The organism is Arthrobacter sp. NicSoilC5 (assembly GCF_019977395.1).
Taxonomy (GTDB): Bacteria; Actinomycetota; Actinomycetes; order Actinomycetales; family Micrococcaceae; genus Arthrobacter.
Window position 1 is genome coordinate 2,373,043 of record NZ_AP024660.1, and the last position, 23,911, is coordinate 2,396,953.

Consider the following 23,911-nt stretch of genomic DNA (forward strand, 5'->3'; position numbering starts at 1 on the left):
GAGGGTGGCTGCAGCCGGAAATGGCGCGAAACGGACGGCTTGGGCAGGTCAGTCGAACAGCCAGGTGGGCGAGGCGAGGTAGCGCTCGGCGACAGCCACCGTGCCGGGGATCTGGGCGGCCCACAGGTCAGCAGGCAATGCATCGGAGCGGTGGGTAGTGGTCCAGCCGAGCATCGTCAGGCGGCGGATCATGCTGAGCGCCGCGGCGTGCTTCAGGTCGGACTCCGAGAGGCTGCGGACGGTGCGGTACCCCTCAACCCAGCCCTTGGCGATGTCCGGCGCATAGGCCTCGTGTTCGATGAAGGACAGTGCCGAGGCGAAGTCGTAGAGCAGCCAGGAGAAGCCGCAATCGTCGAAGTCGATCACGGTGAGCGCGCCGCCGTGGATCATGATGTTGGAGGGCCTCAGGTCGGCGTGCACCAGGCCCCAGGCGTCACCTGACACCGGAAGACCGTCGAGCGCCGCAACTGCGGCGAATTCTGCCTGCGCCAGAAGTGAGGCCTGTTCAGGGGTGAGGTTCGCACCCCGCCAGTCACCCCATCTGCTGGACGCGCCCAGCATGTCTGTCAGCTGCCAGGAAAAGCGGGTGAATCCATCCGGCAACTGCCAGCGCTTCACCTGCTGATGCAGACGGGCTGTGGTGGCGCCGATTTCCGCGTAATAGGGCCTCGGGTCGGCGAAATCCTCCAGGATGTCCCCCGAAACGAAGGCAAACGCGACACAGTGCCATTGGGAGCCGCCCCCGTCCGTGAAGGTATGCAGGAGCTGGCCGTCGGCGGTAGGAACGACGTCGGGCACCCGCACTTCCGCTTCTTCGGCAAGACGCCGGACCCAGGTCAGCTCACCGGCGATCTGGCGGGCATCCCCCACATGCCCGGGGCGGTGTACCCGCAGAACGGAGACGGGGACGCCGTCGACTGTTATCCGGAAGGTGGCGTTCTCGGATACGGCGATCAGGGTGATGACGGTGCGCTGGGGATCCAGGGCCCAGGCTGAAGTAACTTCACCGGCAATCCACTCAGGTGCCGGCTCCCCGCGTCGAAGATTATTGAAGACGGCGAGCGGGGAAGTATCTGTCATGGTGTTCATGGATGCTCCTCGGAGGGCGAGGAGGGTTGGGCTCCGGTAGCGAGTATGGCATGGGCGGCCGCCGCAGGCCGCCTCCGTCCGGAGGATTTTACGGTCTCGAAACAAACCCGCGACACGGAAACAAACCGTTCAAATTTGGCGGCCTTTTCGTAACGCCGGGTTCACGTCCGGGCCGATCAGGCCAAGCGCACCCAAACATACTTGAAGTACCGAAATTGATCCGAGGGTTGGGCCCGTCCGGACATCGTCGAAACGCCACAAACAGCAAGGAACCCACCATGGTCATCCGTTCCACCATCATGGACACCAACAGCTTTCGCGCAGAGCATGCCGATGGATTGGACCCTGAAACCCGCCGGCTGACCGAGCGCCGCGACACCGTGCTGGGAGCCTCCTACCGGCTCTTCTACCGGAACCCCGTCCACCTGGTCCGGGGCGAAGGACAGTACCTGTGGGACGCTGCCGGGCGGAAATACCTGGACGCGTACAACAATGTGGCCAGCCTGGGTCATTGCCATCCTGCTGTTACCGCGGCGGTGACGGCCCAGATGCAGCAGCTGAATACGCACACCCGGTACCTGCACGAGAACATCCTGAACTACACGGACGACCTCCTGTCCACCATGCCGGACGGGCTGAACAAGGCCATGTACATGTGCACGGGCTCCGAAGCGAACGACCTCGCCATCCGGGTGGCCAAGGCATACAGCGGAGGCGAAGGCATCATTGCCACCAGGGAGGCGTACCACGGCACCAGTGAACTGACCTCCGGGGTATCGCCGGCATTGGGCACCGGACAGCCGCTGGCACCTACCGCCCGCCTGGTGGACGCGCCAGATGCCTACAGGTTCGGCGCCGAAGCAGGCCCCGACGGCGCCGGGCTGGGCACTTGGTTCGCCAACCGGATCCGCGCGGCCATCGCGGACATGGAGGCGAACGGCATACGCTTCGCCGGCTTCATCGCGGACTCGATCTTCTCCTCCGACGGCGTCCTCCCGGGCCCCCCAGGGTACCTGCGCGAGGCTGCGGACGTCATCCACCGCGCCGGCGGCATCATCATTGCCGACGAGGTCCAGCCCGGTTTCGGCCGTACCGGCGAGGCGTTTTGGGGATTCCAGCGCCACGGGATCGTCCCCGACGTTGTCACCCTGGGCAAGCCGATGGGCAACGGAATTCCGGTGTCCGGGCTGGTGGCCAAGGCCGACGTCCTGGCCACCTTCAGTGACACCATCCCCTACTTCAACACCTTCGGCGGCAATCCCGTCTCCATGGCAGCGGCGCAGGCAGTGCTTTCCACCATCCGCGCGGAAGGCCTGCAGGAGCATAGCCGGCGTGTTGGGGCGGCGCTGCTTTCCGCCCTGTCCGGTCTTAGTGCCACGCACGGGTCGGTGGGCGATGTCCGCGGTGCAGGACTGTTCATCGGCTTCGAGCTCGTGAAGGACCGCGGCACGCGGGAACCGGATCGTGACCTCGCGCTCGCCGTGCTGGAGCAGCTGCGCGAACGCGGCGTGCTGACCTCGGTGGCGGGCCCGCACGGGAATGTCCTGAAACTGCGCCCGCCGCTGGCCTTCCAGGCGTCCGATATCGATTGGCTCGTGGGTGCCCTGGATGACTCACTGACAGCATTGGGCGCGTAATCCGTACATTTGATCCATGGCAACAGGAACAGACGGGGCAAAAGGAACGGACGGGCAGCCCTCGGCATCGACTCCGGCAGACGCCGCCCATGCCGCTCTCACCCGGTACGCCAGGATGGAGAGGTTCAACCCGGGCGAGCTGATGGGGAGCGAACGGGCGTTGGCCGAACGGCTGGGGATTGGCCGGGCGGTGCTGCGGCAGGCGATTGAGCGGATGGAGGCGGAGGGCACGGTCCGCCGTGTGCTGGGCCGATCCGGGGGCGTGTTCTTCAATGACGGACGCATCCAGCGCCACCTGAACACGGTGGAGGGGGTTCCCCAAATGGTCCTCCACCAGGGGCGGGCCCTCGCCACCCACGTCCTGCGCGCAGAGATGGGGCTCCCGCAGCCGGACGAGCGGCGCAACCTGCGCCTGGACGGCGGAGACGCGGTGCTGCGCATCCAAAGATTACGGCTTGTGGACGGCCTGTCTTGGTCCCTGGATTTGTCCGTGCTGCCTGCCGCCCGGTTCTCCGGCCTGCTGAACCATCCGCTGGAGGGTTCGCTGTACCACCTCCTGACCTCGGAGTACGGGCTCGAGCTGGACCGCGCCGACGAAACAGTGGAAGCCGTTCCCGCCTCCGCCGAGCAGGCGGACGTCCTCGGCGTTCCAGCCGCGGCGGCCCTCCTGGAGATCCGGCGGCTCGCTTGGGACGTGCAGGGCGCGCCCGTGGAGTATGCCCGTGACTTCTTCCGCGCCGACCGCACCCGGGTGCACATGCAAAAGTACGGGACCAACTGGAAGAGGACGGTCCGGCTGGGACGGGAGTGAAACGTCCGGGCAGCAGCACCGCCTGTAGTCCCACACAAGGAAAGCGGTCGACGGCGGGTGGGCCCCCGCCGTCGTCCGCTCCTGTTTGTTCGTGAAGGACCGTGCCGCTGTCCTAAACCTCGCCGCGCCAGCCGCCGGTCTCGCTGCCGCGCGATTCGATGAAGTCCTTGAACTTCCGCATGTCGGCCTTGACCTGTATGTTGTCGATCTTCAGCGCGGCGCCGGCCTTTTCAGTTGCGGTTTCCGGTGCCCATTCGAAATGGACTTTGACCTTGGTGTGGGTGGCATCCAGGGGCGTGAACCTGATGATGCCGGCATGCGACTTGCCGTCGGTGCTGCGCCAGGCGATCCGGTCATCAGGCGCCTGGTCAACGATTTCGGTGTCGAACTCCCTCTGGACGCCGCCCACCTTGGTAACCCAGTGGTTGGTGGTGTCGGTCAGCTGCGTCACCGACTCGACGCCGGACATGAACTGCGGAAACGATTCGAACTGGGTCCACTGGTTGTACGCGGTCCGCACCGGAACAGCGACTTCCACCGTCTCTTCAACCTCTTCAACGTGTGCCATCTGCTTCCTCCTCATGACGGACGGCCGCAATGGCGGACTGGCAGCATGGGCCATCCTGCCAGTCGGGCAGCCGCCACCTTTGCACGATAAATCCGGCGACTACCCGTGTCCAGACCTAAAACGAAAGCGGACGACGACGGGTGGGCGCCCGCCGTCGTCCGCTTCTTCTGCGCTGCTACTGGCTGAAGGGGACCTTTTCCCAGCTCAGCACGTCGGCGCCTTTGGCGCTGTTGCCGGCCACCGTGAAGCGGACGTAATCCACTGCGTTGTTGGCGCCGTCCACCGTGACCCGCTGCAGGTTGTCCGCGGCGGGTGAGCCGTAGATGTCCAGCCAGGGTGAGCCCGCGGCGAGGGGCTGGTTTGCGGCGAAGACGTGGCTGTCGCCGTTGACCAGGTAGACCGGGGCGTCGAAGTTGTTGGTTTCCTCGACGATGGCCTGGACGATCCCGCGGAAGCCGGAGACGGTCGCCGGGTTTGCGGTGGCGTCGGCCAGGAGCGACGGATCGAACATGTCGGCCTGCTGCATGAGCACCACGGCGCGGTCGTTACTGCGCCTGGCCTCGGCGAAGGTCTGGTGGATCTGGGCGATGACCGCGTCCGTGCGGTGTTCCACCTCGGCGAGCTGCTCGGGCGTGGCGGCCGTCTTGCCCAGTCCGGTCCACGGCAGGAGGGAGTTGTTGCTGCCCTGGACGTTCAGCACCGAGAAGGCCACCCGGTTCTTCTCGAAGCGGACGTCCTCCGGGAGGCCCAGGTTCTCCTGCGACTTCACCGGCATGGTGGCGCCCAGGGTCTTGCCGGGCTGGTTGAAGAAGACCTCCCGGATCTTGTCCAGGCGCTCCAGCGGGTTGTAGGCCCCGTTGTTGGTGCGGTGGCAGTCCACCCATTCGTCGTCGCCGGGCGTGTAGACCAGCGGGTGGGCGAAGGTGTCGAACTGGGTGCGGATGTAGGAGAAATACTCGTCCGAGCAGACGGACGAACCGTTCTTTATATCGCCCACGTGTGCTACAAACTTCAGTTCCTTGTCCGCGTTGAGATCCTGGATGTGGGACGGAAACTTGGCGATCTCGGCGGCGCCGTAGGGGATGTCGCCGATGGCGGCGAAGGTGAAGGCCTGGTTGCCGTCGCTGGTGCTGTCCGCCTGGGCTGTTTCGGCTAAGGCGGGCTGGGACGCCAGGAGGCCGAATGCCAAGGTGAGCGCCGCCGTCGTGATTGTCAAAGTCTTTGAAGGCATGGGGGCGTTCCTGTTTCTGTTGTCGGCTGGAGAGGGGGGCTCAGGCGCCGCGGGCGGTGAGGAACTGCTGGAGGCCGGCGAGGTCGTCGGTGTTGATGTGGTCCACGCCGGCGTCGGCGAGTTCGGTCCAGACGGCGTCGCGGGCGGTACCGGGCTGGTCCGGGGTGGCCCAGAAGCGGACGCGGTAGCCGTTGGCGTGTGCGGTGGCCACGAAGGCGCGCAGCTTGGCGCGCTCGGCCTCCGGCATGGGGCCAACGCCCTGCCAGGTGAAGAGCTTGGTCCAGTTGTCGCTGACCAGCGGCATCAGGGCGGCGGGCAGGCCGGAGGCGAGGTCGGTGGAGCGGCCGTCGTAGAAGCTGAAGCGCTTGTCCTGGGCCTGCATGGTGGCCAGCGGGCGGTTGCCGCTGACGACTGCGGTGACCGGGCCGGTCTTGACGTTGCCGTTGGTGTAGCGGCTCATGATGTCGCGGTGTTCGGCCAATTCCTGCTCGATGGCGGCGTAGGTGGCCTCGCCCTCGCTCTTGATGTCGATCAGGAGCTGCAGGCTGCCGTCCCACTTGGGGTAGACGCTGTGGCCGGGCTGGCTGCGGACCAGGTCCTGGAGTGGGTCGAGGTAGAGGCTCTCGAGCGTGACGCCCTGTTTGGCGTCAGCGAGGTCGTGGGCCACGCGCAGTTCACCGTCGACCAGCCATACGTCCGCCTCGACGCTGGTGAAACCGTGCTCCAGTGCGTCGAACAGGGGGCGGTCGTGCTCGTAGTCGTTGTGGGCATGGGTGCCGGCAAGGGGTTGGCCGACGACGACGGGCGCCGGATTGGGTGCCTCGGCCCCGGCTTGGGCGGGGGCTACGGCTGTCCCGGCCAGGGAGGCGAAGACAGCGACGGCGGCGAGGGTGCTTTTCACGAACACGGGAGTACTCCTGGTACCTCGGGGATGTCCGCCCGGTGATGGGGTGTTCCGGGCGTGAGGGTGCGTGAAAAGACTGCTTGGCCTGGCGAAACGGTTCAGGGCGTCTTGGTTGCATCGTGGTGAACGGCGGGGAACATCAACATCGGGGCTGGCGTGAGTTCCGCAGCCGTGATGGAGCTGGAGGGTGTGTCCCGCGGGCAGCCCAACTAACCGCTGGTCAGGAGACCGCGAGATAATCCACCACCAAAGCCTCCAGCACGCTGGCCTCTTCCGGAAGGCAGCCCGGCGGCCAGAGTGTGGGTGCCCGGTCCGGCTGCTCTGCGTTGTACTGGCGGCCACCTGGAGAAGTCCAGCCCGGCGGCTCATTCCTGGAAGCCGGACCAGGACTCCAGCCGGTTCGGTGCTTGAGCCGGTGATGTTTGGGGCACAACTGTCCCAGGTTGCTGATTCCGGTGCTGCCTCCGCGCTCCCAGGCCGTGAGGTGGTCCGCCTCATTGTCCTGGCTGTGGTTGCTGCAGCCGGGAAAGGTGTACTTTCCATCCCGCATCCGCAACCACCGCTTTAGCGATTCCGGGAGCCGGTAGCTGGTCCGGCCAAGTTCAAGCGGGGCTCCGTCGCGTGGGTCCACCAAAACCCGGTAGAACGAGTTGGCACCTTCCGCGACGAGTTTTCGCGCCATCGATGCGGGGATGGGTCCGTAATTGTCCAGGTCTGCGGGCTCGTCCGTGGCACCGAGGAGGGAACAGACCGGTACCGTGACCAGCACGTCAGCTTTGAGGGACGGCCCAGGCCCGGCAAGGTCCCCGGTGTCACCGAGCAGCAACTTTGCGGCCAGGTCTGCCCTGAGCTGGGTAGGGGTTCTCGGCTCCTCAGGTCCCTGCAACCCGCGGGCCAGGGCAGACGTCCTGTTCCAGACAGCACAGGCCTTGTCCGCAGCCATGTAAAGCGAAACCCAGGCCATATCGTCCCGGCCCGGCGAGTACTCCATCCGCCGATCCGCAACGGACTTCACATGCCTGATTGTTAGGGACTCGGGGTGATGGCGTTCCCGCCAGGCACGGACTTTCCGACGGAAACGGCCCGGGACCAGCTCTCCGGCAGATGCGCCCCGGGCCGCGTTAGGCGCCTCCGGGTCCAGGAAGTGAGCTTCCAAGGCTGTTGCAGCTGCAGCGTCCAGGCTGCTGGTTTCGTCGACCATGATCTGGGCATGCCGCCAGGAGACGGCGCCGGCCTCCATGGCGTTGAGCGTCGCCGGAAGAGAGGTGGTGAGCGCATGGACGTCCTGCAGCAGCGCGGATGCGGCTCCCTCGCCGATGGTGAGCGTGCAGGCGACTTCGGCGACGACACTCATTTCCCGCGCCGATGATTCAGAGGCGCTTTCTGCCGGCGCTTCCATGGCGGCTGCGGCCCCCGAATACTCTGCGAGCAGCCGCACTTTCACGGCTGCAGTAGCAGCTTCGATTCGGGCCACGATGCCGAGGCCGTCCAGACAGGACTCGGCAACGTCCCGAAGCGGATCATGACTGTCGACGCCATGAGCACTATCCGCAGCATCCGAAGAACCGCTCAGGGCTCCTGTTAGTTCGTTCACCAGCCCAGCCAGGGATGCGACGGCACCGGCGAGTCCGGCCCTACTTTTCGCATCCACAACCGCTCCGGTTTCCATACCCAAAGCCTGTCACGGGGGTCTGACATTTTGAGTTCGGCGCCGCAACACACCCGCGTCGGCCGTTGACCGCCGATTCTGCGGACCGATTTGCCATCGCATCTTCGTTCCTGCTGTCCACGGGGACAGCGGAGTTCCCGGAGACTTCCGGCACTGGCACTGGCTTACTGGCAGGCGGCCTGTTGGCGGACCGGGTGACGGTGGGCGGCTCCCGCCGTCGAGAGGGCCCTAAGGACGGGTGAAAGGTATGGCACACATCGGCATAGACGGCGCCATACCGTTACTCCTGGCGGAACGCCGAGATGCCGGTGATCCGCTGGCCCAGGATAAGGGTGTGGACCTCGTCAGTACCTTCATACGTGCGCACTGATTCAAGGTTGTTGGCATGCCGCAGCGGTGAGTAGTCCAAGGTGATTCCGTTTCCCCCCAGGATTGTGCGCGCTTCGCGGCAGATGGCAATAGCCTCCCGTACATTGTTCAGTTTTCCCACGGAGATCTGTACCGGATCCAGCGTCCCGGCGTCCTTGAGGCGCCCCGTATGGAGCGCCAACAGCGTTCCCTTCTGGATTTCCAGCAGCATATTCACCAGCTTTTCCTGCGTGAGCTGGTAGCCGGCAAGGGGCTTGCCGAACTGGAGACGGTCCCCGGCATAGGCCAGCGCGGCTTCGTAGGAGTCCCGGGCAGCACCCATGGCGCCCCAGATGATTCCGTAGCGGGCTTCGTTGAGGCAGGAGAACGGACCCCTGAGTCCGTGCGCGCCCGGCAGGAGTGCGTTGGCAGGCAACCGGACGTCATCAAGAGTGATGTCGCACTGGATGGAGGCGCGCATGGAGAGCTTTGCACTGATGGGCGTCGCGGTGAAGCCGGGGGTGTCCGTCGGCACGATGAACCCGCGGATCCCTTCGGCGGTGTTGGCCCAGATGACCGCGATCTGCGCCACGGAAGCAAGCCCGATCCAGCGCTTTGCCCCGTTAATGACCCACCCGCCGGCTCCGTCAGGTGCCGCAAAAGTCGCCATGCTGGAAGGGTCGGAGCCGGCGGTCGGCTCGGTAAGCCCGAAGCAGCCGATCTTTTCACCCCGCGCCATGGCCGGCAGGTGCTCGTTCCGCTGCTCTTCGGACCCCCACTTGTGAATGGCGGTCATGGCCAGGGAACCCTGGACGCTGACAAAGGTCCGAAGCCCTGAGTCGCCGGCTTCCAGTTCCATGGCGGCGAGGCCGTACTCGACGGCGCTGCGGCCGGGGCATCCGTAGCCCTTCAGGTGCATCCCGAGGACCCCAAGCTTGCCAAGCTCGGGAACAAGCTCGAGCGGGAAGTGGGCATCTTCGTACCAGCCCGCAATGTTGGGCCTGATCCGTTCATCCACAAAGTCCCGGACAGTGCTGCGCAGTTCCAGTTCCCCGGGGGTCAGGAGGGTATCGAGGTTGAGAACGTCGTCGAAGACCCGGGCGGGTGCGGTTGCGGTTACGGTCACGGTGGTTCTCCTGGCAGGTAAGGGGACAGGTTGGCGGCGGCGGTGGCGTGGTGTGCGTCCGCCGTGATCTCCACCACTGTGCCAGTCAGATTGCCGTCAGATCCAATACCTAATAGTGAATCCGCTGATGCTCCAACTGCATCAATGTGCGGTTCAGGCCGGTGACGGGAGGACCTCTTCCGAGAGCCGAAGGACTTCCCGCAGGGCCGGACTGGCGTTGTCCTTCCGCCAAACCAGCCGCAGTTGGATGGCATCTGCCGGGTCTTCCAGGGGGAGAAAGACGACGCCCGGGTGGCTGAAGTTTTCAGGCACCGAAGAAACCGTCAGCGCGACGCCGATTTCCGCCGCCACCAGCGCCATGAGCGTCTGTGAATCCGGCGCCACTTGGGCAATCTCCACGACGTACCCCGCGGCACTGGAGAGCCGCCGAAGGTGGTCATGGAGGATGGCGCCAGGATGCTCAGGCAACGTAACGAAGGGCTGCCCCGCAAGGTCAGCCATGCGCAGCGAAGCCTGTCCACTCAACGGGTGGCTTTCATACAGCGCCACAACGAGCCGCTCGTTGGCCACGATCCGCGAGTCGAGGACAGCGGGAATGAAGTTCCAGCGGCCCAGGCCGACTTCCATGGCCCCGCCCATGACCTTGTCCATGGCCGGTAGAGCGAAGTTGGAACTGGACAGTTCAAAGTCGATCCCGGGGTGGACTTCCCGGACACGCTTGGCGAGCCTGCCAACCATCACATGCGAGGAAACGCCGGCAAAGGCGACCCGAACCCGCCCGGTTTCGCCCCGGCCCACCGAGGCCACCGCCAGGCGCCCCCGCCGGCACCCTTCGAGGATGTCGCGTGCCGGGCCAACCAACGCCTGCCCTTCCGCGGTCAACTGGACTGTCCGCGTGCTGCGGATAAAGAGGGGCGCCTTCAATTCATGCTCAAGCCGCTGGATGGAACGGCTCAACGGCGGCTGGGCCATATGAAGCCGGCGGGCGGCCCGGCCGAAATGCAATTCCTCCGCCACGGCAAGGAAGGCCCGGATCTGATGTATTTCCACTCCAGCGCTCAGCTCCTGCCCGGGTAAACGTCATTGTCCATACGCCCAAGATACCCAAGGAACGCGCCGACGCTGATGACGGACGGGTATCAGTCCAGCACCAAATACGTATTGGACGTGAATCAGTCCGCTTGCAAAGGTTGGTGATGCAGACCACATTGCGGAGGATTTCAGATGACACAACCGATCGACGAATCGGTCTCCAGGCGGCAGGACCAGCCCGCAGGAGGCAACGATAACCACGGCTTTGATGCCCTGGGCAGGGCAAGCGCCGGGCCCCTCGCCGGCATCGTGGTCGCAGATTTCAGCAGGGTGCTGGCCGGCCCATACGCCACCATGCTCCTGGCTGACATGGGCGCCACAGTGATCAAGGTGGAGGGACCCGAGGGTGACGACACCCGTACGTACATGCCCCCTGTCCGGGACGGCGAGGCCACGTTTTTCCTCGCGGTCAACCGCAACAAACATTCCATTGCCCTGGACCTGAAAGACCCGGAAGACCTCGACGTAGCACGTTCCCTGATCAGCACGGCCGACGTCATGATCGAGAACTTCAAGCCCGGCAACATGGCACGGCTGGGCTTGGATTACGCGGCCGCGGCCGAATTGAACCCGGACATCATCTACGCTTCCATCACAGGATTCGGTACCGGAGCCGGCGCCCACATTCCGGGGTACGACCTTTTGGTGCAGGCCGCATCGGGAATGATGAGCCTGACCGGGGACCAGGACACCCAGCCGTACCGGGCAGGCATCGCACTATTCGATGTCATCACAGGCCTGCATGCTGCCATCGGCATCCTGGGGGCGCTGCACCACAAGGACCGGACCGGCGAAGGTCAGCTGGTAGAGCTCAACCTGCTGACCTCGGCCCTGTCCGGCATGGTGAACCAGTCTGCGGCCTACGTATCGGGCGGTGTAGTACCCACCAGGATGGGTAACGAACACCCCAGCATGTATCCATACGCCCCGATGCAGACCGGAGACGGCACCATCATCATCGCGACGGGCAATGACGCCCAGTTCGTCCGGCTGTGCGGGGCGCTGGGGATTCCCGACGTAGCGAGGGATCCGAAGTTTGCGACGACGCTGCAGCGCAACGCCAACCGCGACGAGCTGCGGGGCATCCTCCACGCCCAGTTGGCTGCCCAATCAGCTGACGAATGGTTCCGCGAGCTCTCGTCGGCAGGGCTGCCCTGCGCTCCGATCCAGGATGTCCGCGGCGGCGTCGAGCTGGCTGAACAGCTGGGGCTAAGCCCGGTAGTGATGGCGGGCGAAGGGGAACGGAAGATCCCCACGGTCCGACACCCTGTCGAGTATTCCCTCACCCCGGTGGACTACTCACTCGCACCGCCCGAGTTGAACGCAAGCTCCGGGCTGGTGCGGGACTGGCTGCTGAACCGGAAAGCCCTGGTCGATGCCTGAAACCTACCGGACCCGCGTCTGCCCCCGGTGGTCCGACCAGGACCTCAATGGGCACGTCAACCACGCCGCCGTCGTCACCCTCCTGGAGGAGTCAAGAATCAAGTGGCGATCCTCGATGCCAGGAATACGTCAAGCCGAGGCAACCCCCACGGTGGTGGCCAGCCTCGACGTGAACTACCGGCGGCCGGTGCATCACGGCGAAGACCTGGAGGTTGAACTGACCGTGATCAGGATCGGCACGAGTTCATTCAGCCTGGAATTCAGGGGCAGCCAACACGGCGCAGTCGCCGTAGATGGCCGGACCGTGCTGGTTTCAGTCCATCGGGACACTGGCAAGTCCCGGCCGTTGGCCGAACACGAGCGCCACTGGCTCACCCTTTTCCAACCTTCACAAGGAAACACGGACCCGCAGCGTAAGCGGGTTCCCGATCACACACCACTGGAGTTCTCTCGATGACACCGGAAACCGCCGCGAACGGCACCGATTTTTACCTTATGGACGATTTCCTCAGCGCTGAGGACCGGGCGCTCCGGCTCAAAGTCCGCGCCTTCGTGGACAAAGACCTGCTGCCCGTCATTAATGGCTACTGGGAACGTGCCGAATTTCCCGTCGACCTTGTTCCCAAGCTTGCCGGGCTCGGCATCGTCGGAACAACCATTCAGGGTTACGGATGTCCTGGGCTAAGCCGGCTTGCCGCCGGGATTGTTGCCGCGGAGATCTCCCGCGGCGATGGTTCCGTTAACACCTTCCTCGGCGTCCAGTCCGGACTGGCGATGGGAACCATCAACATGCTCGGCAGCGAGGAGCAAAAACAGCGGTGGCTCCCCGGCATGGCAGCCCTTGGCAAGATCGGCGCCTTCGCCCTGACCGAACCCGAGCACGGATCTGATTCGGTGGCACTCGAAACCAGCGCGCGCCGGGATGGGGACAGCTACATCATCAATGGACGCAAGCGCTGGATCGGCAACGCCAGCATGGCCGACGTCGTCATCATCTTTGCCCGCGACGAAGCAGACGCGAAGGTAAAGGCGTTCGTGATGGAGCGGAACGGGGACGGCAGCTTTCCGGACGGATACTCCACCGAAGTCATCACCGGCAAGATCGGCAAGCGGGCGATCCTCCAGCCGGATATCACCCTCGATAACCTCCGGATCCCGGCCGCCAACCGGCTCCCGGAATGCCACTCGTTCAAGGACGTCACCCGCGTACTGACCTCAACGCGAAGCGGCGCGTCCTGGGAGTCCTACGGCCACGCAATGGCTGCCTACGAGATCGCACTGGACTACGCGAAGACCCGCCAGCAGTTCGGCAAACCCATCGGCAGTTTCCAGCTCGTGCAGAACAAACTGGCCAACATGCTCGCCGAACTGACCGCCATGCAGCTGATCTGCTTCCGGCTGGCCGAACTCGCCGAAGACGACCGGATGACCGGGCCCATGGCGTCACTCGCCAAGATGCATACGGCACGGAAAGCCCGCTGGATCTGTTCCGAAGCGCGGGACATGCTCGGCGGCAACGGCGTACTGCTGGAGAACCACGTGGCGAGGCACATGACCGACATGGAGGTTGTCTCCACTTACGAAGGCACAGACTCCATCCAGTCCCTGCTCGTAGGCCGGGAGATCACCGGCCTCTCCGCCTTCAGCTAGATGCCCGCTGGGCTTCGGCAGCACGACATTAACGAAATCCATATACGCAAAGGAATAGTCATGAGCAACTTCACGAACCGGGTGGCCGCGGTCACCGGAGGGGCGCAGGGCATCGGTGCTGCCACCGCGCTGAAACTGGCCGCAGGGGGTGCCACCGTCGTCGTCCTTGACCTCAATGAGGACCGCGCCAAGGACACCGCACAGCGCATCTCGGACCACCCGGACGTCCTGGCGGCAGGTGGAAAAGCCGTTGCCGCCTGCTGCGATGTCACGGATGAGGAAGCCGTGGACCGGGTGTTCGATGACATCCACAGGGAGTTCGGCCGCCTGGACATCCTGGTAAACAACGCCGGCATTACCCGCGACAATATGTTCTTCAAGATGGAGCGGCCGGACTGGGACTCCGTCCTGACCACCAACCTCACCAGCGCCTACCTCTGCTCGCGCGCTGCCCAGCGGTACATGGTTCCGGCCAAGTACGGAAAGATCGTCTCGCTCAGCAGCCGCAGCGCACTGGGCAATCGTGGCCAAGCCAACTACGCTGCGGCAAAAGCCGGCATCCAGGGTCTGACGGCGACGCTCGCCATCGAACTTGGTCCGTTCAACATCACGGTCAACGCCGTGGCACCGGGTTACATCGCCACGTCGATGACTGCCGCCACTGCCGAGCGTGTCGGGGCCAGCCCGGCCGAACACCAGCAGGCGGTCGCGGAGCGCACCCCGCTGGGACGCGTCGGCCAACCGGAGGAAGTCGCCGCTGCAGTCGCTTTCTTCGCCGGTGACGACTCCTCCTACATCTCCGGTCAGACCCTCTACATCAACGGCGGGGCGCGCTGATGCCCGAGGCATTCCTCGTCGGAGGTGTCCGCACGCCCGTGGGCCGTCACGGCGGCGCGCTCGCGACGGTCCGCCCCGACGACTTGGCCGCCCTGGTGCTGCAGGCCGCCGTGGACCGCGCCAGCGTCGATCCTGCCGCCGTCGACGAAGTAATCCTCGGCTGCGTCAACCAGGCCGGGGAGGACAACCGAAACGTTGCCCGGATGGCCGCGCTGCTGGCCGGCTTCCCGCATGCCGTTCCGGCCGTGACGGTCAACCGGCTGTGTGCCTCCGGGCTAACCGCCATCGGCATGGCGGCGCAATCGGTGCGCAACGGTGACGCCGACCTTGTAGTGGCTGGCGGCGTGGAATCCATGACCCGCGCGCCGTGGGTCATGGCCAAACCGGAGAAGCCGTACGGCAAACCGGGTGAAGTCGCGGACACCTCAATCGGTGCACGGTTCACTAACCCGCGGATGGAGTCCGGGGCGCTGTTTTCCATGCCCGAAACGGCAGAAGAAGTGGCTGGCCGGGAGAACATTTCGCGTGCGGACGCGGACAGCTTTGCACTGCGCTCGCACAACCTGGCTGTGGCGGCGATCGACGCGGGCCGTTTCAAAGATGAGATAGTCCCTGTTCCGGTCAAGGGCAGGCGGGGGGAAGTCTCGCTGGTGGAGACCGATGAAGGGCCCAGGCGGGGGTCAAGCGCTGATGCCCTCGCCGCCCTCCGGCCCATCGTGGCGCCCGGTGGAGTGGTCACCGCCGGCAACTCAAGCTCCCTCAACGACGGTGCATCCGCAGTAGTAGTCGCCAGCGGCGAGGCCGTGGAGCGCTACGGGCTCACCCCGCGGGCCCGCATCGTCACCAGCCAAGCGGCCGGTGTGGCGCCGGAAGTGATGGGCATCGGCCCGGTGCCTGCGACTCAAAAGGCACTGGCCAAGGCTGGCTGGGGCCTGGCGGACGTGGGCGCCGTCGAACTCAATGAGGCGTTCGCAGCGCAGGCGCTGGCCTGCATGCGGCTGCTTGGTATGGATGCAGGAACTGTCAACAACGACGGCGGTGCAATCGCCTTGGGGCATCCCCTGGGTTCCTCCGGTTCACGGATCGTCGTCACGCTGCTGGGGCGGATGGAACGCGAAGACGCCAACCGCGGCCTGGCCACCATGTGCGTCGGCCTGGGCCAGGGCGTCGCCATGCTGCTGGAGAGGGTCTAGATGAGACTGTTCAAGGACGCCGCCGAGCTGGCCAGCATGACGGGACAGGAAATCGGGGTCAGTGGGTGGCACACTCTGGACCAATCCCAGATTCAGGCCTTCGCCAACGCCACACTGGACCAACAGTGGATCCACACGGACCCGGAGCGGGCCGCCGACGGACCGTTCGGCACCACCGTGGCGCACGGTTACCTCAGCTTGTCGATGCTGCCGTACCTGGCTGGCCAGGTGTATCGCGTTGATGGGGCTGCGATGATCATCAACTACGGCCTGAACAAGGTACGGTTCCCTGCCCCGGCCAGGGTCAACTCACGCATCAGGGACCGGCTGACGCTGGCCTCAGTGAGCGAGACAGCCAGCGGACGGCAGCTGCAGTTCCATCACCTGATCGAGCTGGAAGGCTCGCAAAAGCCTGCCTGCATAGCGGAGACTGTCTCCCTGCTCCCGAGCTGAGCTGCTCCTGAAGACCTTGCACCACCATCCGAACAACGACGTTACGGCTGGGCCTGCCTGCAGGCCCTTTCCGAGGGAGAAACCCCATGAGCACAGAAAACTCAAACCTGAAATACGTCGACGCTGGCCTCCAGGGGCCCGCGTCGGAACTGAAGGTGTCGCCTGCTGAACTGCGCCGCACCTCAGTTTCGTCCTTCCTTGGTTCCGCGTTGGAATACATGGACTTCACGCTTTATACCCTGGCGGCGGCGCTCGTTTTCGGGCCGCTGTTCTTCCCCAATACAGACCCTGCCATGGCCTTGCTCGCCAGCTTTGCCGCTTTTGGTTCCGGATTCCTCGTCCGGCCCTTGGGCGGGGTCTATTTCGGCTACCTTGGGGATAAATACGGGCGGAAATCCGTCCTGGTCATAACCGTGGGAATGATGGGGATCGCCACTCTGGGAATGGGTCTTTTGCCCACGTTTGCCCAGATCGGGGTCATGGCTCCCATCCTCCTGGTGCTCCTGCGGCTTATCCAGGGCTTCGGCGCCGGCGCCGAGCTGTCCGGGGCCTCGCTGCTGCTGGTGGAATCCGCCCCGTCGAATAAGCGCGGATTTTACGGCGCCGTGGTGGCACTGGGAACGGCAACAGGTGTGCTGTTGGCCAGCGGACTGTGGCTGCTGCTCTCGCAAATGCCTAAAGACGAGTTCCTCGCCTGGGGATGGCGTCTTCCCTTCCTGCTGAGCGTCGGTACCACCCTTGTGGCACTGTACTTGCGGCGCAGTGTGAGCGAATCACCGGTCTTCGAGGCGGTGAAGGCGCGGCGGGCAGCGGCGCGCCTGGAGGCCAAGCAACAAAGCGTCTGGCGTGACGTTGCCGATTCCAAGAAGGCCTTCCTCGTCTCGCTGGGCATCAAACTCGGCGAAAACGGCTCCGTGTACCTCGTCAAGGGATTCCTTATCGGATGGACGGTGTCTGTGGTGAAGATGGACCCCAATCTGGTCACTACGGGCGTGACGCTCGGCTCCGTTTTGGGCGTGCTTACGGTCCTGCTGACCGGTAAGCTCACTGACCGGTTCGGCCGACGCAAAGTTTGGCTCTGGCTCTCCGGGTTCCAGTTCGCCTTCACCATTCCCGCGATGCTGATGATCGAAACACGGAACCCCGTATTGGTGGCCCTGGTCTTCGTTGTCTATGTAGGCGGTCCGCTGCCGAACCTGTATGGCGTGGAGTCCACGTGGCTGGTGGAGATGTTCGGCTCCAAACGTCGCTTCTCCTTTATGACGACCGTCAAGGAAATCGGCGCCGTTCTGTCCGGAGGTCTTGGACCCATTATTGCTGCCAGCGTCGTTGCTGCGACCGGACCGGGGTGGATCCCAGTTGCCGGAATCCTCATGGCCTACGCGGCGATCGGTCTTGCGGCAGGCTTCTTTGCCCCGGAAACCAGGGGCCGGGACCTCAACGCGGAGGCAGACGCGTTCTAAGCCCACAAAAGCGGGCGACGGCGGGAGCTCTCAGCCGTCGCCCGCTTTCGAGCGTCCAGTCGCGGCAGGCCTCAGACCTCCGCCACAGGAGCCGCGAACTGCGCCTCGTACAGCCGCGCGTAGGCCCCGCCAGCAGCGAGGAGTGACGCGTGCGTCCCCTGCTCCACGATCTGCCCGTTCTCCATCACCAGGATGAGGTCGGCGTCGCGGATCGTGGACAGGCGGTGCGCAATCACAAAGGACGTCCGGTCGGACCGCAGCGCGCTCATCGCCTTCTGAACCAGCACCTCCGTCCGGGTGTCCACGGAGGACGTCGCCTCATCCAGGATCAGCACAGAAGGCGAAGCCAGGAATGCCCGCGCAATCGTCAGCAGCTGCTTCTCGCCGGCGGAGACGTTGGAGCCTTCGTCGTCCAGCACGGTGTCGTACCCCTCGGGCAGGGACTTCACAAAGCGATCAACATACGTCGCCCGGGCAGCTTCCAATACGTCTGAAGAGGAAGCAGCAGGCCGGCCGTACGCAATGTTGTCGCGAATGGTCCCGCCGAACAGCCACGTGTCCTGCAGCACCATCCCCATCCGCGAGCGCAGGTCGTGCCGGCTCATGGTGGTGATGTCCACACCGTCCAAAGTGATGCGGCCGCCGTCGAGCTCGTAGAACCGCATCATCAGGTTCACCAGCGTGGTCTTGCCCGCCCCGGTCGGCCCCACAATCGCCACCGTCTGCCCCGGCTCTGCCACCAAGGACAGCCCACTGATCAGCGGCTTGTCCGGCGAATACGAGAAGGACACATCCTCAAACACCAGCCGCCCCCGGGCAGCACCGTCAGGGCTTTGCAGCGAAGCCCCCACAGGATCCGGTGACTGTTCCTCCGTATCCAACAGCTCGAACACACGCTCGGCAGAGGCCACCCCTGACTGCAGCAGGTTCGCCATGGACCCCAGCTGCGCCAGCGGCTGAGTGAACTGCCGCGAGTACTGGATGAACGCCTGCACATCGCCCAACTGCATGGCCCCGGACGCCACCTGCAGGCCACCCACCACGGCGATCCCCACGTACACCAGGTTCCCGATGAACGTCATGGCAGGCATGATCAGCCCGGAAATGAACTGTGCCCCGAAGCTCGCCTCATACAGTTCTGCGTTCTTCTGACGGAACCGCTCCCCCACCTCACGCTGCCGCCCAAAGACCTTCACGAGTGCGTGCCCGGTGTAGGTCTCCTCGATCTGCCCGTTCAGCTCGCCGGTGTTCTTCCACTGCTGCACGAACAGCTTCTGCGAGCGCTTGGCGATCAGCGTGGTGATCCCCAGCGTCAGCGGAATGGTCACCAGCGCGATCAGCGCCAGCGTGGGCGAGAGGATGAACATCATCACCAGTACGCCCAGCACCGTCAGCACGGACGTCACGGCCTGGCTGATGGACTGCTGCAGGCTCTGCGAAATATTGTCCACATCGTTGGTCACCCGGCTGAGCAGCTCACCGCGCTGGATTGAATCGAAGTACCGCAGCGGCAGCCGGTTGATCTTCGCCTCAATCTGCTCGCGCAGCCCAAACACGGTCCGCTGCACCACGCCGTTCAGCACATACGCCTGCCCCCACATGAACGCCGAGCCCAGCACGTACAGCACCAGGGCCCACGTCAGCACACTGGCCAGCGCAGAAAAGTCGATCCCCGCGCCCGGCGTCAGCGTCATGGCGCTGAGCATGTCCGCCTTCTGGTTCTCCCCCGACGCCCGCAACATCGCAATCAACTGCGCCTGCGTCATCCCCGGCGGCAGCTGCTTGGACACGACACCTGAAAAAATCAGGTTGGTGCCCTCGCCCAGCAGCCGCGGCCCAATCACCTGCAGCACCACGCCCGCCACAGCCATGGCCAACACCAGCATCAGCCAGAACCGCTCGGGCCGCAGCGTGCCCAGCAGGCGTTTGGCGGAGCCGCTGAAGTTCAGGGCCTTCTCCGCCGGGACGTTCATTCCGGCAAAGGGTCCGCCATGACCGGGGCCGCCGCGCGGCCGTGGAATGCGTACGACGTCGGCCTGGCCGCCTGCGGAGGCGGGCGCGGCTTTGGTGCCGCGTGCGGGGGTGGATCCGTGGCTCATACCGTCTCCTCCGCTGCCAGCTGGGACGACACAATCTCGCGGTACGTCTCCGATGTCTCCAGCAACTCGTGGTGCGTGCCCTGCGCAACGATCCTGCCGTCGTCGAGCACCAGGATCTGGTCCGCATCAACAATGCTGGACACCCGCTGGGCGATGATCACCATGGTGGCGCCGGCGATGTTGCGCTTGAGTGCCTGGCGCAGCCGGGCATCCGTGCCGGTATCAAGGGAGGAGAACGAATCGTCAAAAATGTAGAGCTCGGGCCGCTTCACCAGAGCCCGGGCGATGGCCAGCCGCTGCCGCTGCCCGCCGGAGACGTTGGTGCCGCCCTGGGAGATGGTCGCATCCAGCCCCTCCTCCATCTGCTCCACAAAGTCCCGGGCCTGCGCAATCTCCAGCGCGCTCCACAGCTCATCCTCGGTGGCATCCGGGTTGCCGTACAGCAGGTTGCTGCGAACGGTGCCGGAGAACAGGTAGGGCCGCTGGGGCACCAGGCCGATGTGCCCCCACAGCAGGTCCGGGTCCAGGTCGCGGATGTCCACGCCGTCCATCAGTACCGCCCCCGAGGTGACGTCGAAGAGCCGCGGCATCAGGTTCACCAGCGTGGTCTTGCCGGAGCCGGTGCTGCCGATGATCGCCGTGGTCTGCCCCGCGCGGGCGGTGAAGCTGATCCCGGACAGGACGGGCTGGTCCGCACCCGGGTACGCGAATCCGACGTCGCGCATTTCCAGCTCACCGCGCCGGACCGCGCTGGTGACCGGCTGCTTCGGCGGCAGGACGCTGGAACTGGTGCCCAGCACCTCGCCGATCCGGTCCGCCGATACCGACGCCCGCGGGATCATCACCGCCATGAACGTGGCCATCATGACGGACATCAGGATCTGCATCAGGTAGCTCAGGAACGCGATCAGGGTTCCCACCTGCATGGACCCGTCCTCGATCCGGAACGCGCCGAACCAGATCACGGCCACGCTGGAAACGTTCAGGATCAGCATGACGGTGGGGAACATCAGGGCCATCAGGCGGCCGGCACGGAGCGCAACATCGGTAACGTCCGTGTTGGCGCCCGCGAACCGTTCCGTCTCCATGTCCTCCCGCACGAAGGCCCGCACCACCCGGATGCCGGTGAGCTGCTCGCGCAGCACCCGATTGACGGTGTCGATCCGGGCCTGCATCTTGCGGAACAGTGGCACCATGCGCGTGACAATAAGGCCGACGGCGATCAGCAGCACCGGGACGCACACGGCAATGAGCCAGGACAGCTGGGCGTCCTGCCGGATAGCCATGATCACCCCGCCGATGCTGAGCATGGGCGCGGCCACCATGAGCGTGGCGGACATCAGCACCAGCTGCTGGACCTGCTGGACATCATTAGTGGAGCGGGTGATCAGGCTGGGCGCGCCGAACCTGGTGACCTCCTGCTCGGAAAACTGCCCCACCCGCTCGAAAATGGCCCCGCGCAGGTCGCGGCCCAGGCCCATCGCCGCCTTGGCACCGAAGTACACGGCCACCACGGCACACGCGATCTGCGCCAGGGTGATGAGCAGCATGATGCTGCCGGTGGACAGGATGTAGCCGGTATCGCCCCGGGCCACGCCCTGGTCAATGATGTCCGCGTTCAGCGTGGGCAGGTACAGCGACGCGATGGACTGCGCCAGCTGGAAAACCACGACGGCGGCCAGCAGCGGCCGGTGCGGCCGCAGGTATTCGACAAGCAACTTCCAGAGCAAGGCGGCTCCAAACCTGACGGAATGTCCACAAACGTGGTGCGAGCGTCAGTTTACGTCCAGCAGCTGGGACTTGACCGGGCCACCAAGCCAGAACTTTGCAGGTTCTCCCACGGCGTATTCGGGGGACTCGCCGGGGATCCAGCCGGGCCGGTGGGTACATGGGTGTGAGAGAACTGGATGGGCGCCAAAAACGCGCCGCCCCACCGAAGGATGGAAGAAACAACGATGTTTGCCGGCACACGGAACCCCTCCCAGCACACTGCCAGGTTCGGAGTCGCCTTCATCGGCGTCCTGCTCATCGCAGTCAACCTTCGGGTGTCCTTTGTCAGCGTCGGACCGGTCCTGGTCAACATCAGCAGCGACCTGGGATTGTCCAGTGCCGCAGCGGGATTCCTCACCGGCCTCCCGCTCATCGCGTTCGCTGTCTTCTCGCCCCTTGCGCCCGGCTTTGCTGCCCGGCTGGGCCTGGACCGGGCACTGTGGATGTCATTGCTGATCCTCGCCTCGGGCATCGTGCTCCGCTCCCTGCCCGTGCCCGGCTTCATCTGGGCCGGGACGGTCCTGATCGGCGTGGCCATCGCGTTCCTCAACGTCCTGGTACCCTCCCTCGTCAAGCGGGACTTTCCGTTGCGGGTCAGCCAGGTCACCGGCAGCTATACCGCTGCCCAGGCCGCGTTCGCAGCGGTGGGGGCCGCCGTCGTCGTTCCCGTGGCCCAAACGTCGCCGGCAGGATGGCGGCTCGCCCTCGGCGCCTGGGTGGGGCTTGCCCTCATCGCCATGGCCGTGCTGCTGCCATGGTTGCGCCGGCACGGAACAAGCGCCGCGCACGCCGCACCGCAGGAACGGGCACACCGATCGCCCTGGGGCTCGGCGCTGGGCTGGCAGGTGACGGCGTTTATGGGGCTGCAATCGATCGCCTTCTACGTCCTGATGGCTTGGCTGCCCACCATCGAGCAAAGCCGCGGGATCCCCGCCACCACTGCCGGCGTACACCTGTCCGTCTTCCTGCTGATCAGCGTGTTCGCCAGCCTGGGGACGGGCGCGGTCCTGCACCGTGGACCCGACCAGCGGCTGGTGTCCTTCGCCAGCGGGGCGTTGGTGTTCGTAACCTTCCTGGGCCTTGCACTCGCGCCGGACCTCATCCTCCTGTGGGTCCTGCTGGGCGCCGTCGGATGCGGAAGCCTCATTGTCATTGCCCTGTCGCTGTTCAGCCTCCGGACGGTGAACCACCCGCAGGCAGCATCCCTGTCCGGCATGGCACAGTCCGTGGGCTACGGGCTGGCCGCGGTGGGCCCGGTGGCCTTCGGTGCCCTCAAGGATGCCAGCGGGGACTGGACGCTTCCACTGCTCGGCACCGCCGGTGCCATGGCCATCCTGGCAGTGACCGGGTTGTTCGCCGGCCGCGACCGTGTCATCAGGGAATCAGCTTCTCGGCGCGGTAGCGGTCAAACAGCGACGTAAAGGCGTCCAGCGTCCGCCGGTACCCGGTAAAGCCGGCGTCACGGCTCTTCCCCATGTCCGTCACCACCTCGATGCCGCGCCCCAGGTCTCCGTCCGTATGCCACCAGCTCGCCACCCGGTCCAGGTCCGGTTCGCTGAGGTTGTGTTCCGCGGCGATCCGCCGCCACTGCTCCTCCCGGCCCGCCATGGACTGCTCAAGGGGACGGGGCTCCGCCTGGTATCCCTCCCACTCCAGGCCGAAGTAGGCGGCGAGTTTCGGCCACATCCAGCGCCAGCGGAACACGTCGCCGTTGACGATGTTAAAGGCCTCGTCAGCGGCCGCGGGGGTGGTTGAAGCCCAGAGCATGTGCTCGGCGAGCAGGCCGGCATCCGTCATGTCCGTGAGCCCGTTCCACTGCGTTTCCGACCCCGGGAAGATGAACGGCTGCCCGCTGTCCCGGCACAGGGTGGCCTGCGCGGCGAGTGTGAGTCCCATGTTCATGGCGTTGCCCACCGCATGCCCGATTACCGTGTGGGCGCGGTGGACGGACCAGGTGAACCCCTGCCGGGCCGCGGCCGCCCAGAGCTCGTCCTCCTGGGCGTAATAGAAGTTCGGCACCGGAAGGCGCGGTTCCTCCTCGTGGAAGGGGGTGTCCGGCATTTCTCCGGCGGCGTATGCCTCGAACGGTCCCAGGTAATGCTTGAGTCCGGTCATGAGGGCAACGTGGGCCACGTCCTTGCCCTGCAATGCTGAGAGGAGATCACGAACCATGCCCGCATTGACGGCGATGTTCTCTTCCTCGGTGGCGCGGCGCGACCATGCGGTGAAGAAGACATGTGACGGGTTCTCCGGACCCAGCACAGCGGCAAGGGATTCGGCCGAGGTCAGGTCCGCGGAGAGCCACCTGACGCCGGCGCGTCCGGGACCTGGCCGGCGGGACAAGGCCAGGACTGTCCAGCCTTCGCCCACCAGGGTATCCACCAGTGCGGACCCTGCGATGCCGGTGGCCCCTGCCACCAGCGCTGTCCGTCCGTTGCCCGCTGCTGTTCCTGATCCTGATCCTGATCCGATGGTCATAGTGCTCCTCTTCGTAGGTGCTTGGTTGCATCCGCGCGTCAGCGCGGCCTCACGCCTGGGCGGAGGCCCGCGCGCTGCGTTACGCCGGGACAGTGGGCCACCATGGACCC

At 65.2% G+C, this 23,911-nt stretch carries 20 protein-coding genes; 10 read left to right on the forward strand and 10 right to left on the reverse strand.

The genetic code is table 11. From position 1 onward, the window contains the following. Positions 1-48: 48 nt before the first annotated feature. On the reverse strand, positions 49-1,089 hold the full coding sequence (locus tag LDO22_RS11185) for a phosphotransferase (RefSeq protein ID WP_224023122.1): 1,041 nt from the start codon (positions 1,087-1,089) through the stop codon (positions 49-51). 278 nt (positions 1,090-1,367) lie between these two features. On the opposite strand from LDO22_RS11185, the gene LDO22_RS11190 reads away from it, so the two are divergent. Together LDO22_RS11190 and LDO22_RS11195 are read left to right on the forward strand one after the other, a co-directional pair. Next, positions 1,368-2,726 (forward strand): aspartate aminotransferase family protein, encoded by a 1,359-nt coding sequence (locus LDO22_RS11190; RefSeq protein ID WP_224023125.1) that lies wholly within the window; start codon positions 1,368-1,370, stop codon positions 2,724-2,726. A 16-nt stretch (positions 2,727-2,742) separates the two neighbouring features. Next, a complete protein-coding gene (locus tag LDO22_RS11195) occupies positions 2,743-3,537 on the forward strand; it encodes a GntR family transcriptional regulator (RefSeq protein ID WP_224023127.1) in 795 nt (264 codons plus the stop codon). 112 nt (positions 3,538-3,649) lie between these two features. On the opposite strand, the gene LDO22_RS11200 is transcribed toward LDO22_RS11195, so the two are convergent. From LDO22_RS11200 to LDO22_RS11225, 6 genes are all read right to left on the reverse strand, one after another. Beyond that, positions 3,650-4,105 (reverse strand): SRPBCC family protein, encoded by a 456-nt coding sequence (locus LDO22_RS11200; protein ID WP_224023129.1) that lies wholly within the window; start codon positions 4,103-4,105, stop codon positions 3,650-3,652. Between the two features lie 175 nt (positions 4,106-4,280). Next, positions 4,281-5,336, reverse strand: a complete 1,056-nt coding sequence (locus LDO22_RS11205) for a hypothetical protein (RefSeq protein WP_224023131.1) — start codon at positions 5,334-5,336, stop codon at positions 4,281-4,283. A gap of 40 nt (positions 5,337-5,376) precedes the next feature. Next, positions 5,377-6,243, reverse strand: coding sequence for a phosphatidylinositol-specific phospholipase C/glycerophosphodiester phosphodiesterase family protein (locus LDO22_RS11210; RefSeq protein WP_224023133.1), 867 nt, complete (start codon positions 6,241-6,243; stop codon positions 5,377-5,379). A gap of 217 nt (positions 6,244-6,460) precedes the next feature. After that, complete coding sequence (locus tag LDO22_RS11215) at positions 6,461-7,909, reverse strand: HNH endonuclease signature motif containing protein (RefSeq protein WP_224023134.1); 1,449 nt, start codon at positions 7,907-7,909, stop codon at positions 6,461-6,463. 280 nt (positions 7,910-8,189) lie between these two features. After that, on the reverse strand, positions 8,190-9,383 hold the full coding sequence (locus tag LDO22_RS11220) for an acyl-CoA dehydrogenase family protein (RefSeq protein ID WP_224023136.1): 1,194 nt from the start codon (positions 9,381-9,383) through the stop codon (positions 8,190-8,192). Between the two features lie 153 nt (positions 9,384-9,536). Continuing rightward, positions 9,537-10,433 carry a LysR substrate-binding domain-containing protein gene (locus LDO22_RS11225; RefSeq protein ID WP_224023138.1) on the reverse strand — a complete coding sequence of 299 codons (897 nt, stop codon included), beginning with the start codon at positions 10,431-10,433 and terminating at the stop codon, positions 9,537-9,539. 174 nt (positions 10,434-10,607) lie between these two features. Here LDO22_RS11225 and LDO22_RS11230 point away from each other — a divergent pair, with 174 nt between their 5' ends. The 7 genes from LDO22_RS11230 to LDO22_RS11260 all read left to right on the forward strand — a co-directional run bounded on the left by LDO22_RS11230 (position 10,608) and on the right by LDO22_RS11260 (position 17,454). Then, a complete protein-coding gene (locus tag LDO22_RS11230; protein ID WP_224023140.1) occupies positions 10,608-11,858 on the forward strand; it encodes a CoA transferase in 1,251 nt (416 codons plus the stop codon). Continuing rightward, entirely contained in the window at positions 11,851-12,315 is a 465-nt protein-coding gene (locus LDO22_RS11235; RefSeq protein ID WP_224023142.1) for a thioesterase family protein, read from the forward strand. Before LDO22_RS11230 ends, LDO22_RS11235 begins: the two co-directional genes overlap by 8 nt. Next, positions 12,312-13,508 (forward strand): acyl-CoA dehydrogenase family protein, encoded by a 1,197-nt coding sequence (locus LDO22_RS11240; protein WP_224023144.1) that lies wholly within the window; start codon positions 12,312-12,314, stop codon positions 13,506-13,508. The genes LDO22_RS11235 and LDO22_RS11240 overlap by 4 nt, the downstream gene beginning before the upstream one ends. A 60-nt stretch (positions 13,509-13,568) precedes the next feature. Continuing rightward, on the forward strand, positions 13,569-14,345 hold the full coding sequence (fabG, locus tag LDO22_RS11245; protein WP_224023146.1) for a 3-oxoacyl-ACP reductase FabG: 777 nt from the start codon (positions 13,569-13,571) through the stop codon (positions 14,343-14,345). Further along, entirely contained in the window at positions 14,345-15,538 is a 1,194-nt protein-coding gene (locus LDO22_RS11250) for an acetyl-CoA C-acyltransferase (RefSeq protein WP_224023148.1), read from the forward strand. The genes fabG and LDO22_RS11250 overlap by 1 nt, the downstream gene beginning before the upstream one ends. Next, positions 15,539-15,991: a MaoC family dehydratase gene (locus LDO22_RS11255; protein ID WP_224023150.1), complete on the forward strand. Its 453-nt coding sequence runs from the start codon at positions 15,539-15,541 to the stop codon at positions 15,989-15,991. An 86-nt stretch (positions 15,992-16,077) separates the two neighbouring features. Beyond that, on the forward strand, positions 16,078-17,454 hold the full coding sequence (locus tag LDO22_RS11260) for an MFS transporter (RefSeq protein WP_224023152.1): 1,377 nt from the start codon (positions 16,078-16,080) through the stop codon (positions 17,452-17,454). A gap of 71 nt (positions 17,455-17,525) precedes the next feature. Here the strand turns inward: LDO22_RS11260 and LDO22_RS11265 are convergent, their stop codons facing one another. Both LDO22_RS11265 and LDO22_RS11270 read right to left on the reverse strand, forming a co-directional pair. Beyond that, on the reverse strand, positions 17,526-19,553 hold the full coding sequence (locus LDO22_RS11265; RefSeq protein WP_275966640.1) for an ABC transporter ATP-binding protein: 2,028 nt from the start codon (positions 19,551-19,553) through the stop codon (positions 17,526-17,528). Beyond that, entirely contained in the window at positions 19,550-21,283 is a 1,734-nt protein-coding gene (locus tag LDO22_RS11270) for an ABC transporter ATP-binding protein (RefSeq protein ID WP_224023154.1), read from the reverse strand. Before LDO22_RS11270 ends, LDO22_RS11265 begins: the two co-directional genes overlap by 4 nt. Positions 21,284-21,508: 225 nt before the next feature. Between LDO22_RS11270 and LDO22_RS11275 the strand changes: the two genes are divergently transcribed. Continuing rightward, entirely contained in the window at positions 21,509-22,744 is a 1,236-nt protein-coding gene (locus tag LDO22_RS11275) for an MFS transporter (RefSeq protein ID WP_224023156.1), read from the forward strand. On the opposite strand, the gene LDO22_RS11280 is transcribed toward LDO22_RS11275, so the two are convergent. Continuing rightward, complete coding sequence (locus tag LDO22_RS11280) at positions 22,698-23,801, reverse strand: SDR family oxidoreductase (protein WP_224023158.1); 1,104 nt, start codon at positions 23,799-23,801, stop codon at positions 22,698-22,700. The genes LDO22_RS11275 and LDO22_RS11280 overlap by 47 nt on opposite strands. Positions 23,802-23,911: the final 110 nt, after the last annotated feature.